Genomic DNA, 13,296 nt, shown 5'->3' on the forward strand with positions numbered 1-13,296 from the left:
CGGAGCCTATGCTCCGGTTTTTTTATGGCGTTTAGTTGGTCGCCGGGTATTCCTGGATCGTCACCTGCAAGGTGAGTTTTTTGTCGTCGCGCATCACGTCGACCGGGATTTCGGAACCCGGGCGGATCTCCGCCACCTGATCCATGGTTTCGAGGGCGGAAACGGCTGGTTTACCGTTTACGGAGGTGATCACATCGTTGACCTGAATACCGGCGCGCGCGGCCGGGCCATCCGGTGAAACTTCATTAACCACAATGCCCTGAATCGGATCGATGCCGGTGCCCTGAGCATGCAGAGGCGCAATTTCCCGTCCGCCAATCCCGATATAACCACGGATAACGCGGCCGTCGCGGATAAGCTTATCCATAATTTTGGTGGCAAGCTGGAAAGGGATCGCAAAGCCAATACCTTCCGGCGTTTCCCCGTCGTTGCTTTTATCAAACGACAGAGTATTGATGCCCATTAATTCCCCCAACGAATTGACCAGCGCACCGCCGGAGTTACCGTGGTTGATGGAGGCATCGGTCTGCAAAAAATTTTGCCGCCCGCTGGGGTTCAAACCAATACGCCCGGTGGCGCTGATGATCCCTTGCGTGATGGTTTGCCCGAGGTTGTAAGGGTTACCGATTGCCAGTACCACATCGCCAATGTGCGGCGTGCGTTTCGCGTTAATCGGGATGACCGGCAAACCGCCCGTGGCGTTGACTTTGAGCACCGCTAAATCCGTCAGCGAATCCGAGCCGACCAGCAAGGCTTCAAACACCCGCCCGTCCTGAAGTGCGACGATAATCTGGTCTGCATCGTTGATCACATGCTTGTTGGTAACGATGTAGCCGCGCTGATCCATGATCACGCCGGAACCGAGCGTGCGGATTTCGAGGCGATCGTGTGTGGAGCTATTCAGGCTACGGTTATAAACGTTGACCACCGCAGGTGCGGCGCGGCGCACGGCCTGGTTATAGCTGACAGGCGTTTCATCGGCGCTGTCGAACTGATGCGTCGTCAGCGGATTATTCTGGCGTAACGAAGGCATGGCGGCGATTATCAGACCACCGACCACAACACCGATTGCAACCGAGCGTAAAAGCTTCACATACATGATGGGATAGTCATTAAAAGAAGAGCGCCAAGCATAACATGAGTTATCCGGACATCACACGCGGCGGTGATGCCCGGAAGCGGGAAAACTTAACGCAGCAGTAAATAGATACTGTCGTTACCGCGCACAATGTGCAGTGCCATCACCGACGGTTTGGCTTCCAGCACTTTGCGCATTTCGGCAATCGACTGGACGCGCTCGCGGTTAACGCCAATGATCACATCATCTTTATGCAGACCCGCCTGTGCGGCCGCACTGCCTTTTTCGACTTCACCGACCGTGATGCCTTTGGTGCCATCTTTTAATTGGCCATCGCTCAGCTCAGCGCCCTGCAATGACGGTGAAATCAGTTCGGCGCTGGCAGAAGCAGACGTGCTTTTATCCAGCGTAACTTCAACCTCAAGGGGTTTTCCGTCACGCAGCAGGCCCAGCTTCACTTTCGAACCAGGTTCAGTGGTCGCGATACGCGAGCGCAGCTCAGCAAAGCTATTCAGCGCTTTGCCATTCAGGCTGACAATCACATCACCGGATTTAATGCCCGCTTTTGCCGAGCCGGAGTTCGGCAGCACTTCGCTGACAAAAGCACCGCGCTGCACATTAAGATTGAAGGCCTTGGCGATATCCGCGCTCATCTCCGTGCCTTTAATGCCCAGCAAGCCGCGCTTGATCTCACCAAACTGAATCAACTGCCTTGAGAGGGTTTGCGCCATATTACTCGGAATGGCAAAGCCAATCCCGACGCTGCCGCCGCCAGGGGCGAGGATCGCGGTGTTAATCCCGATAAGCTCGCCATTAAGATTAAGCAGTGCGCCGCCGGAATTGCCGCGGTTGATGGAAGCATCGGTCTGGATAAAGTTTTCCAGCCCTTCCAGATTCAGGCCGCTGCGACCGAGCGCGGAAACAATCCCCGAGGTCGCCGTTTGCCCGAGGCCGAACGGGTTGCCGACCGCGACGACAAAATCGCCGACGCGCAGTTTATCGGAGTCCGCAACGGCAATTTGTGTCAGGTTGGTGGCGTTTTGCAGTTGTAATAGCGCAATGTCGCTCTGGTCATCGCCGCCGATCAGTTTGGCGTCAAACTCGCGGCCATCATTAAGCTGCACGCTGATTTTTTGCGCCTGATTAATCACGTGATTATTGGTCAGGACATAGCCTTTGGCCGCATCAATAATCACCCCGGAGCCCAGGCCTTCAAACGGCTGTGGCTGCTGCGGTTGATCCGGCAACTCTTCACCGAAGTATTTCTTTAACTCATCCGGGATTTTCTGGCCTTGTACCGCCGTGCCTTCAACCTGCACGCTGACCACCGCGGGCAGAACCTTTTCCAGAACCGGCGCAAGACTGGGTAACGCCCCCTGGCCAGGCACCTGCGACGGCATGGCCGCCAACGCCTGGAACGGTGCCGAGAGAGTTAACCCGACACTTAACGCGAATGCACTCAACAGCTGGGTTTGTTTCTTCATCGATGCTGGCTCTCAGTAACCTAAAGTGAAAGGAATGACGCCCAAAACAGAGTGATGTTATTGAAATTTCAACCCGGTAACAATGCGGTGAATGACTAAATAATAGCTGCGATGCGTTCGAAGGGACGGGCGCAAGTGACGCGCCCGTAAAAATAGGGAAGGTTTAATGTATTATTTGCGGTGTTCGCGACCGCGTAACAGACCTGATGCGCCTTCTGAATAATCGCGCGGGATCTGCACCGGAGCCTGATCGTTGCTGGCTTCGGACTCTGCCAGACGGTTGCGGAATGGATTCTCTTCCGCCGACATTTCCGGCAGCAGGCTGGTCGAGCTTTTTGCCATATGCTGATACAACTGACGGTAATCGTCCGCCATGTTATCAAGCAGCTCGGCGCTACGGGCGAAATGGCTTACCAGCTCTTCGCGATACTCTTCCAGTTCTGCTTTGTTTTTTTCCAGTTCGTACTGCAAGGCCTGCTGTTGGCGCAATTTGCGGTTTCCGAAACGCATGCCCACGGCACCAATAATAATGCCGACAACTAACCCAATTAGCGCATATTCCCAGGTCATGAACTTCTCCCGTTGTTTTTTGATTCCGTAGGGTGTGGGCGGCAAGCTCCTGCCTGCGCCTGATAGTGCCACTATAACCGCTAAATGTGCAGAAGTGGAATCCTGACGCAGCATCGCGTAGTGTAGAGCGGCCTTTTTTTCGTCAACCCTGTGGGGGCGGATTGATTTTTAAGGAACAACAATAACACCATGCAAAGCCTTTCCCCGACATCGCGATACCGTAATGCCCTGAATGAGGGTAGCCATCAGCCTGATGATGTGCAAAAAGAAGCCGTCAACCGGCTGGAAACCATTTACCAACACCTGATCGCCGAACGCGAAACCGCCGAACAACAGAGCGGTGGCCTGATGGCGAAATTCAGCAAACTGCTGGGTAAACGTGAACCTGCATCGCACGCGCCAGTGCGCGGCCTCTATATGTGGGGCGGTGTCGGGCGCGGTAAAACCTGGCTGATGGATATGTTCTATCAAAGCCTGCCCGGCGAGCGTAAACAGCGCCTGCATTTTCACCGCTTTATGCTGCGCGTCCATGAGGAATTAACCACGCTGCAAGGGCAGAGCGACCCGCTGGATATTGTGGCCGACCGGTTTAAAGCCGAAACCGATGTGCTCTGCTTTGATGAGTTTTTCGTCTCAGATATTACCGATGCGATGCTGCTCGGCGGCCTGATGAAAGCGCTATTTGCGCGTGGCATTACGCTGGTGGCAACGTCGAATATTCCGCCAGATGAGCTCTATCGTAATGGGCTACAACGGGCGCGTTTTCTACCTGCTATCGAGGCGATTAAACAGTTTTGTGATGTGATGAACGTCGACGCGGGTGTTGATTATCGCTTGCGTACGCTGACGCAGGCGCATTTATGGCTGACGCCGCTCAATGCAGAGACGACGCAGCAGATGGATAAATTGTGGCTGGCGCTGGCGGGCGCTGCACGGCAACTCGCGCCGGAGCTGGAAATTAATCACCGTGCGCTGCCGACGCTGGGCGTTGAAAACCAAACGCTGGCGGTGTCATTTGCCACGTTATGTGTCGATGCGCGCAGCCAGCATGATTACATCGCGCTTTCCCGTCTGTTCCACACGGTAATGCTGTTTGATGTGCCGGTGATGACGCCGCTGATGGAGAGCGAAGCCCGGCGGTTTATTGCGCTGGTGGATGAGTTTTACGAGCGGCACGTGAAGCTGGTAGTGAGCGCGGCGGCACCGCTGCATGAAATCTATCAGGGTGAGCGGCTAAAATTTGAGTTTCAGCGCTGCTTGTCTCGCCTGCAAGAGATGCAGAGCGAGGAGTACCTGAAACGTGCACATATGCCGTGATGCGGGTAACAGGCCGCACAAATCCTTCTGCAAAACACGAAAAGGGGTCGATCTTTGACCCCGACTTCTCTATAATCCTGCGACCCCACGTTACGGGAAAGTTTTTTTCCCAAAACTTTCTATGCGCCGGCATTGGCTATTCGAAGGGGTAGGTTTGCCGGACTTTGTCGTGTGAACCTCAACTGACTAAACGTTTGGGTGTTCACCAACGTGAAACTAATTATTTGGGTAAGCTTTTAATGAAAACTTTTACAGCTAAACCAGAAACCGTAAAACGCGACTGGTATGTTGTTGACGCGACCGGTAAAACTCTGGGCCGTCTGGCTACCGAACTGGCTCGTCGCCTGCGCGGTAAGCACAAAGCGGAATACACTCCGCACGTTGATACCGGTGATTACATTATCGTTCTGAACGCAGAAAAAGTTGCTGTAACCGGCAACAAGCGTTCTGACAAAGTGTACTACCACCACACTGGCCACATCGGTGGTATCAAACAAGCGACCTTTGAAGAGATGATTGCCCGCCGTCCTGAGCGTGTGATTGAAATCGCGGTTAAAGGCATGCTGCCAAAAGGCCCGCTGGGTCGTGCTATGTACCGTAAACTGAAAGTTTACGCGGGTAACGAGCACAACCACGCGGCACAGCAACCGCAAGTTCTTGACATCTAACCGGGATTATAGGCAATGGCTGAAAATCAATACTACGGCACTGGTCGCCGCAAAAGTTCCGCCGCTCGTGTGTTTATCAAACCGGGCAACGGTAAAATCGTAATCAACCAGCGTTCGCTGGAACAGTACTTCGGTCGCGAAACTGCCCGCATGGTAGTTCGTCAGCCGCTGGAACTGGTCGACATGGTTGAGAAATTGGACCTGTACATCACCGTTAAAGGTGGTGGTATCTCCGGTCAGGCTGGTGCGATCCGTCACGGTATCACCCGCGCTCTGATGGAGTACGACGAGTCCCTGCGCGCTGAACTGCGTAAAGCTGGCTTCGTTACTCGTGACGCTCGTCAGGTTGAACGTAAAAAAGTCGGTCTGCGCAAAGCACGTCGTCGTCCGCAGTTCTCCAAACGTTAATTGGTTTCTGCTTCGGCAGAACGATTGGCGAAAAAACCCGGTGCGAGCCGGGTTTTTTTATGGATAAAAATTGTGTTATCCACAGCAATCAATCGTTTATCTTCTCTTTTTCAGCATTTACGGAATCCCCTCACCACAAAGCCCGCAAAATCTGGTAAACTATCATCCAATTTTCTGCCCAAATGGCTGGGATTGTTCATTTTTTGTTTGCTTTTTGAACGAGAGTGACAGTACGCGCGGGTAGTTAACTCAACATCTGACCGGTCGATTAAGTCCGGTAGCAGTAAAATCTGAATACACCTGGAGGTTTTCATGGCTGTCGCTGCCAACAAACGTTCGGTAATGACGCTGTTTTCTGGTCCTGTGGACATCTATAGCCATCAGGTCCGAATCGTGCTGGCCGAGAAAGGTGTCAGCTTCGAAATTGAGCACGTGGAAAAGGATAATCCTCCTCAGGATCTGATTGACCTCAACCCGAATCAAAGCGTACCGACACTTGTAGATCGTGAACTCACCCTGTGGGAATCACGCATCATTATGGAATATCTGGACGAGCGTTTCCCGCACCCGCCGTTAATGCCGGTTTATCCGGTAGCGCGTGGCGAGAGCCGTCTGTACATGCACCGCATTGAGAAAGACTGGTATACGCTGATGGATACCATCCAGAACAACAGCGGTGCGCAGGCTGATGCCGCCCGTAAGCAGCTACGTGAAGAGCTGTTGGCAATTGGCCCATTGTTTACTCAGAAGCCATACTTCCTGAATGATGAGTTCAGCCTCGTTGACTGCTACCTTGCGCCGCTGCTGTGGCGTCTGCCGGTACTGGGCATTGAGCTGAGCGGTGCAGGTGCCAAAGAGCTGAAAGGGTACATGACGCGCGTCTTCGAACGTGATTCCTTCCTTGCCTCTCTGACAGAAGCCGAGCGCGAAATGCGCCTGGGCCGGGGTTAATTGAATGGATTTGTCGCAACTGTCTCCACGCCGCCCGTATTTATTGCGGGCCTTTTACGAATGGCTGCTGGATAACCAGCTCACGCCGCATCTGGTTGTTGATGTGACGTTGCCGGGCGTACGCGTGCCGATGGAGTATGCGCGTGACGGGCAAATCGTGTTAAACATCGCACCGCGTGCGGTTGGCAACCTGGAACTGGCCAATGACGAAGTGCGCTTCAACGCGCGTTTCGGCGGCGTGCCGCGCCAGGTGGCTGTGCCGATGGCTGCCGTTCTGGCGGTTTATGCTCGTGAAAACGGCGCGGGAACCATGTTTGAACCGGAAGCTGCCTACGATGAAGAGATCGTCGGTCTGAACGATGATGGCGATATTCCCGCGCAGGAAAACGAGACGGTTATGTCGGTTATCGATGGCGATAAACCCGACCACGCAGACGATCAGGACAACGATCCCGATGACGATCCGCCGCCGCGCGGTGGGCGTCCGTCGCTGCGGGTCGTGAAGTAGTAATAAGATTAAGCAGGGCCAGCAGGCCCTGCTTTGTCATCTGGACACCCCGACACTAGTCCAATAAAAAAGGAGGCCGGAGCCTAATGCCGATCGTTTAAGGATCGGTTGACCGATCCGGTGGTCCTTGTAAGGGAGGTGCTCTCCCAGCTGAGCTAATCACCCCCGCTGTGTGGAGTCGCATTATAGGGAGAGTTGAAAATGAGTCAACGCATTTTCCAAATAAATTGTTCGTTCGTCGTAAAATTAGACAACCCGCTGTGTAATCGATCGCGAGGGCCTGATTTATAAACAAAATAGCCCGATAAGCCCGTCAATACGGCAACAACATTGAGGAATCAGCCCACAGTGATAGAATATCGCCCACTTTCATTTTAGGTATTGCCGACGGTCGGCATCTTTATCAACGTAAGGCCAATTCATGAAAATCAAAACTCGCTTCGCGCCAAGCCCCACCGGCTATCTGCACGTTGGCGGCGCGCGCACTGCTCTCTACTCCTGGCTGTTTGCCCGTAATCACGGCGGTGAGTTTGTGCTGCGTATCGAAGACACCGATCTCGAACGCTCCACACCAGAAGCAATCGAAGCCATCATGGATGGCATGAACTGGCTGAACCTGGAGTGGGACGAAGGCCCGTACTTCCAGACCAAACGCTTTGATCGCTATAACGCGGTAATCGATGAAATGCTGCAAGCCGGCACCGCTTATAAATGTTACTGCTCCAAAGAGCGTCTCGAACAACTGCGTGAAACGCAGATGGCGAACAATGAAAAACCGCGTTACGACGGCCGCTGCCGCCACGATCATTCTCACCATGCTGATGATGAACCGTGCGTAGTGCGTTTTGCCAACCCGCAGGACGGTTCCGTTATTTTTGACGATCAGATTCGTGGCCCGATCGAATTCAGCAACCTTGAACTTGATGACCTGATCATCCGCCGCACCGATGGTTCCCCGACGTACAACTTCTGCGTTGTTGTGGATGACTGGGACATGGAAATTACTCACGTGATCCGTGGCGAAGACCACATCAACAACACGCCGCGTCAGATCAACATCCTGAAAGCGCTGAATGCCCCGGTTCCGGTGTATGCGCACGTTTCCATGATCAACGGCGACGACGGCAAAAAGCTCTCCAAACGTCATGGCGCGGTGAGCGTGATGCAGTACCGCGACGACGGCTACCTGCCGGAAGCCCTGCTCAACTACCTGGTGCGTCTGGGCTGGTCCAGCGGCGATCAAGAGATCTTCACCCGCGAAGAGATGATCAAGCTCTTCTCCCTGAATGCGGTCAGCAAATCCGCGAGCGCGTTCAACACCGATAAATTGCTGTGGCTGAACCATCACTACATTAATACGCTGCCGCCGGAATATGTCGCGACCCACCTGCAATGGCATATCGAGCAGGAAAAAATCGACACCCACACCGGCCCGCAATTGTTTGAGCTGGTGAAACTGCTGGGTGAACGCTGCAAAACGCTGAAAGAGATGGCGGCAAGCTGCCGTTATTTCTACGAAGATTTTGATGAATTCGACGCCGATGCGGCGAAAAAACACCTGCGTCCGGTCGCGCGTCAGCCACTGGAAGTGGTACGCGACAAACTTGCCGCTATCACAGACTGGACCGCTGAAAACGTCCATCACGCGATTCAGGCGACGGCCGATGAGCTGGAAGTCGGCATGGGCAAAGTCGGTATGCCGCTGCGCGTGGCGGTGACCGGTGCAGGTCAGTCTCCGGCGCTGGATGTTACCGTTCACGCCATTGGCAAGTCCCGCAGCATTGAGCGCATTAACAAAGCGCTGGGCTTTATTGCTGAACGCGAAAGCCAGCAGTAAGGAATAAAAAAGCCGCTTCACTGAAAGCGGCTTTTTTCTGCTTTGTAGGCCAAACAGACGTTAACGCGCAATCACGAAGCGTTTTTCATCTTCCATAAAGGCTTTATCACCTGCCGGTGCGCCAATCGAACCAAAGTTCATATGAGCACGCAACTTCCAGCTTGGCGGAATATTCCACGTGCGCTGCACATCTGCATCCACCAGCGGGTTGTAGTGCTGCAAGTTCGCGCCAATACCTTTCTCAGCCAGCGCCAGCCATACGGCATACTGTGCAATACCGGAACTGTGTTCTGACCACACCGGGAAGTTATCTGCGTAAGCGGCAAACTGCTCCTGCAAGCGGGTAACCACATCCTGATCTTCAAAGAACAGCACGGAACCCGCAGCAGCGGCGAAACCGTCTACTTTCTGCGACGTTGCATGGAAATTCTCTTCCGGCACGATTTTCTTCAGCTGTGCACGGGTCAGTTCCCAGAACTGCTCATGCTCTTTACCCAGCAGGATCAGCGCGCGTGAACTTTGCGAGTTAAACGCCGACGGCGCCTGGCGAATCGCTTCTTTGATGGTCTCAATGACAATATCTTCCGCAACCGGCAGGTTTTTGCCGAGGGCATAAATGGTTCTGCGTTGTTTTGCTAAAGCGAGAAAGTTGTCTGACATGATTCCTCCTGAAGTCGTCTGCACTTCCGCTGTGCTGTTGCCAGCAGGCTGCGGAAAGAGAGCGCGAAATAGTTTCTGCAATGGGTTCATGATGTTCCGCATTATTGATGTTGCCGTCAAAAAGCATAGGCCGGGTCGGGAACAATGAAAAGACCAACAATTTGCCCGTAACATTCAAAAAATTAGAATGAACCTCGAACTCACTCTGCTTTCAGACCGCCAGCCAGCGTTTCCAGATAAAGCGCAGAACAAAAAACTCAAGGGTGCCGAGCAGCAAAAACCACAGGCAGTAGAGCAGGGTATAAAGCTGGTTTAAATCCAGCAGATGGAAGCGGTGGATCAGGTTTTGTGCCAGTTGCAGCCCAAGGCTGGGGGCAGGGAGCAGCAGTACAGAGATAAAAGCCAGCAGCAGGATGCCGGCAAGGGTGACCAGCGATTCGAGGGGATGTTTCATAAGCGTTAATCGATGATGAAAAAAATGCATTGTCGGGGAAAGCTGGCCTGAGCGCAACGTTCCCCGATCATCAATCAGGCCACCACAAACCGGTCAACCAGCGTGCTCATATTTTCGGATTGCCTGTCCAGCATCTGGCTGGCGCTGGCGGCGTTCGCCACCAGCCCGGCGTTTTGCTGGGTGACCTGCTCCAGTTGATTCAGCGCTTCATGCACTTGCGATACGCCAAGCGACTGCTCATTCGCAGCGTGGGCGATATCGCTGACAAAAGCCAGCATCTGCCCGGTGTTCTCGCGTGCCGCTTGCAATGTGCGGTCAGACGCCTGCGCCAGCGCTACACCTTGCTGGATCTGCTCCATGTTTTTACTCACCAGGTCACGAATCTGTTGCGCGTCATTGGCACAGCGCTGCGATAAATTACGCACCTCGGCGGCGACCACCGCAAAGCCTTTGCCCAGCTCACCGGCACGCGCTGCTTCCACGGCGGCATTAAGCGCCAACAGGTTGGTCTGGAACGAAATCTCATCAATAGAGCTGACAATGCTGGAAATCTGTTCGCTGGAGTGACGAATCGCCGTCATGCTGATACTGGTTTCGCCCGCCACGCGGCTGGCTTCCTGCACCTGTATCTCCACCTCCTGCGTAAGTCGTTTCGCTTCGTTGGCATTATCGGCGGTCAGGTTCACCGCCGTGGCGATCTCCTCCATGCTGGCTGCGGTTTCCACCAGCGAGGCCGCCTGTTGATCGGTACGCGACGCTAAATCCTGGTTACCGCTGGCGATCTCAGAACTTGCACCGCGCAGCACGCCCGCGCCCTGTTTAATCTCACTGACAATATGCTGAATGTTTTCAATCGCCTGGTTATAAGCGCGGTTGAGCATCGATAACTCATCGCTGCCGGGCACCTCCAGCCGCTGGGTGAGATCGCCATCCATGCCTTCAATCGTTGCCAGCGAATGGTGCAACTGACGGTGAATACTGCTGGCGACCAGTACGGCGAAGAAGAGTGCGACAACGAGTGCCAGTACACTTATCACCGCGAAAATGGTCACTTCGCGCCAGGCTTCATCTGCAAGCTGTTGCGCCGTGCTCAGCAGGCGGTCGGAAGCGGCATCTTCCACAGCCTTCAGCGTATTAATGCGCGCCGTCTGGGCGTTAAACCAGTCGGCTGGCGCAACGCCAAAACCGCCGGTGGTTGCATGGTCAATGGCCGTCTGGCGCAGGGTCAGCGCCTGAAGCGCCTGCGGGGCTTGCAGTTGCGCGTTCATTTTTTCGTTCACCTGAGCGGTGCTGAACGCGTGGGTTGCCGCCAGCCAGGAGACCTGTTTGCCAATTACTTCGTTAAGCTGGCGGAATTGCGCGTCGGTAAAGCGGTCAGCGGAAAAAACGTTCGATAATAATGCCCGCTCAATACCGCTCTGCTCTTTGGCATTCAGCACGCTGTAATAGGCCGCCAGTTGGTTAACAATCTCGCCGTTATCCGTCAACTGGCTGATACCACCCACCATATTCAGCAAATCATTAATAATGGCGCTATACCACATCAGCGATTGTGTGCCGGTCACGCTTTGCGTACGCACCTGCTGGCGAAAAGCGCTCATACCCTGCTGATGCTGTCGAAACTGTTCCAGCGCATGACGAATATCGTTATTCGCTTCCTGTACCGGAAATTGATTTAAAACGTCGGTTAATTGGGTGATGGTTTTTGTTGAGAGCGGATATTGCGCCGACAATTCATTGCTGAATTGCTGGCCTTTACTGCCTAAATATCCTGCGCTCAATCCGCGTTCTTTTTGTAGCTCATGAATAACGCTGCCCGCATTTTTCGCCAGTGTTGTTAAGGTCATAATGGTGCGCATTTGCTGGCCGGTCTCCACGCGCGAAGCAATGCCGCTTGTGGCTAACCATATGAGCGCAAACAATAAAGGCAGCAATGCCAGTAACAATTTTGATTTCATTGATAAACGGTAAATCCACTTCATAAAAATGCCTCTTGTTCGCGTGTTCTTATATTTGTTATCGGAGACGAAACGCGGAGGCTTTATTTCTAATGCAGGGCTTGTTGATATTTATCAATTCTGGCAGGTTGTTCTACCCCTTAAGGGTTATATTGCTGAGAAATATCTCTATATATCAGAAAATATATCCTGACTTCCCCGGCAGAAATAATGCCGGGGAAGCAATACATCAGCGTAAAAATAAAAGGATTAACCCGCAGCCCAAATTTCAGCGTGTTTTTTCATTAATCCGATTAACGATCCGCCATCGGCGACAAATTCGCGCATTAACTGAGCTTCGCTCTTACCGCGTTTCACACTGTTTGCCAGGTCATCCAGCGCGCTGGTGGCGTTGAGCTTATCAGCCCACGGCGCGATTTTCTCCAGCAGGCGGGAGAGATCCTCAGCAATGGTGCGCTGCTCGCCGGTGTGGACATCCGTTAAGATGCCGTTCAGGCCAAAGCGGCAGGCCTGGAAGCGGTTAAATTTATACAATAAATAATCGCGCTCCTGGTGCTTAAATGGCCGCTCCGCCAGCAGCCAGTGGGACAGCGCCTGAATAAAGCCCGCAACACTCACGGCATGGGAAAGCGTCAGCGGCGTATCCATCACCCGCACTTCAACGGTGCCAAAACTTGGGCTGGGGCGAATATCCCAGTGCAAATCTTTAATGCTTTCAATCATCGAGGTGTAGCTTAAGCGGCGAAATAACCCTTCAAACTCCTGCCAGTTCGCTACCCACGGCATCGGGCCGTTATCCGGGAACGAGGAGAAGATATTCAGGCGCGACGAGGCGAATTGCGTATCGGTGCCCTGGATATAGGGCGAACTGGCGCTAAGCGCGATAAAGTGCGGCACGAAACGCGACAGGCCATGCAATAAATAGATAGCGTCATCGCCGTTGGTGCAACCGACATGCACATGCTGGCCGAACACCGTCGCCTGCTGCATTAAATAGCCGAACATCTCCAGCGTGCGCGCGTAGCGCTCATCCTCGCAGATTTGCTGGCGCTGCCATTTCTGGAACGGGTGCGTCCCGCCGCCGCAAATTTGCACATGGTGCTCATCCGCTGCTTGCAGAATAACGTGCTGCATTGCCGTGAACTGATGCGCCGCCTGGCTGATATCGCGACAAACGCCGGTAGCAATTTCCAGCATGCTCTCGGTGATATCGTGCTTTACCTCCCCGGCGCTGACGCGGTGTTTTACCGCCTCAATCAACCGCGACGAGTCCTGGCTTAAGTCGTAACCCGGCGGATTGACAACCTGCAATTCCAGCTCAATGCCGAGGGTAAATGGGTCAGAAACGTGAAAATCAGGCAGTGGCATATTTATCCCTTACTCAGCTGTTTGTTTGAGTATGG

General features: G+C 53.6%; 13 protein-coding genes. 6 read left to right on the forward strand and 7 right to left on the reverse strand.

Going from position 1 to position 13,296, the window contains the following annotated elements:
• Positions 1–31: 31 nt before the first annotated feature.
• The 3 genes from degS to zapG all read right to left on the reverse strand — a co-directional run bounded on the left by degS (position 32) and on the right by zapG (position 3,132).
• Positions 32–1,099, reverse strand: a complete 1,068-nt coding sequence (gene degS, locus Q5705_19815) for an outer membrane-stress sensor serine endopeptidase DegS (GenBank protein ID WLI76784.1) — start codon at positions 1,097–1,099, stop codon at positions 32–34.
• Between the two features lie 89 nt (positions 1,100–1,188).
• Positions 1,189–2,562, reverse strand: a complete 1,374-nt coding sequence (gene degQ, locus Q5705_19820) for a serine endoprotease DegQ (protein WLI76785.1) — start codon at positions 2,560–2,562, stop codon at positions 1,189–1,191.
• 171 nt (positions 2,563–2,733) lie between these two features.
• The gene (zapG, locus tag Q5705_19825) at positions 2,734–3,132 is read right to left on the reverse strand and encodes a Z-ring associated protein ZapG (GenBank protein ID WLI76786.1); all 399 of its coding nucleotides are present in this window, start codon (positions 3,130–3,132) and stop codon (positions 2,734–2,736) included.
• Positions 3,133–3,321: 189 nt separating this feature from the next.
• Here zapG and zapE point away from each other — a divergent pair, with 189 nt between their 5' ends.
• The 6 genes from zapE (at position 3,322) to gltX (ending at position 8,821) form a co-directional block, all read left to right on the forward strand.
• Positions 3,322–4,449, forward strand: coding sequence for a cell division protein ZapE (gene zapE, locus Q5705_19830; GenBank protein ID WLI76787.1), 1,128 nt, complete (start codon positions 3,322–3,324; stop codon positions 4,447–4,449).
• A gap of 239 nt (positions 4,450–4,688) precedes the next feature.
• Positions 4,689–5,117 carry a 50S ribosomal protein L13 gene (gene rplM, locus Q5705_19835; protein ID WLI76788.1) on the forward strand — a complete coding sequence of 143 codons (429 nt, stop codon included), beginning with the start codon at positions 4,689–4,691 and terminating at the stop codon, positions 5,115–5,117.
• Between the two features lie 15 nt (positions 5,118–5,132).
• The gene (rpsI, locus tag Q5705_19840; GenBank protein WLI76789.1) at positions 5,133–5,525 is read left to right on the forward strand and encodes a 30S ribosomal protein S9; all 393 of its coding nucleotides are present in this window, start codon (positions 5,133–5,135) and stop codon (positions 5,523–5,525) included.
• A gap of 312 nt (positions 5,526–5,837) precedes the next feature.
• Entirely contained in the window at positions 5,838–6,476 is a 639-nt protein-coding gene (gene sspA / locus Q5705_19845) for a stringent starvation protein SspA (GenBank protein WLI76790.1), read from the forward strand.
• A 4-nt stretch (positions 6,477–6,480) separates the two neighbouring features.
• Positions 6,481–6,984: a ClpXP protease specificity-enhancing factor gene (gene sspB, locus Q5705_19850; protein WLI76791.1), complete on the forward strand. Its 504-nt coding sequence runs from the start codon at positions 6,481–6,483 to the stop codon at positions 6,982–6,984.
• A gap of 421 nt (positions 6,985–7,405) precedes the next feature.
• Positions 7,406–8,821 (forward strand): glutamate--tRNA ligase, encoded by a 1,416-nt coding sequence (gene gltX, locus Q5705_19855; protein WLI76792.1) that lies wholly within the window; start codon positions 7,406–7,408, stop codon positions 8,819–8,821.
• Between the two features lie 60 nt (positions 8,822–8,881).
• Here gltX and Q5705_19860 read toward each other — a convergent pair whose 3' ends face one another.
• From Q5705_19860 to Q5705_19875, 4 genes are all read right to left on the reverse strand, one after another.
• Entirely contained in the window at positions 8,882–9,481 is a 600-nt protein-coding gene (locus tag Q5705_19860) for a nitroreductase family protein (GenBank protein WLI76793.1), read from the reverse strand.
• Positions 9,482–9,692: 211 nt separating this feature from the next.
• The gene (locus Q5705_19865; protein ID WLI76794.1) at positions 9,693–9,935 is read right to left on the reverse strand and encodes a DUF1158 family protein; all 243 of its coding nucleotides are present in this window, start codon (positions 9,933–9,935) and stop codon (positions 9,693–9,695) included.
• A gap of 74 nt (positions 9,936–10,009) precedes the next feature.
• Positions 10,010–11,917 (reverse strand): nitrate- and nitrite sensing domain-containing protein, encoded by a 1,908-nt coding sequence (locus tag Q5705_19870; GenBank protein ID WLI76795.1) that lies wholly within the window; start codon positions 11,915–11,917, stop codon positions 10,010–10,012.
• A 225-nt stretch (positions 11,918–12,142) separates the two neighbouring features.
• A complete protein-coding gene (locus Q5705_19875; protein ID WLI76796.1) occupies positions 12,143–13,261 on the reverse strand; it encodes a YbdK family carboxylate-amine ligase in 1,119 nt (372 codons plus the stop codon).
• Positions 13,262–13,296: the final 35 nt, after the last annotated feature.

Origin of the sequence: Kosakonia sp. H02, from assembly GCA_030704225.1 — a bacterium.
Classification (GTDB): domain Bacteria; phylum Pseudomonadota; class Gammaproteobacteria; order Enterobacterales; family Enterobacteriaceae; genus Kosakonia.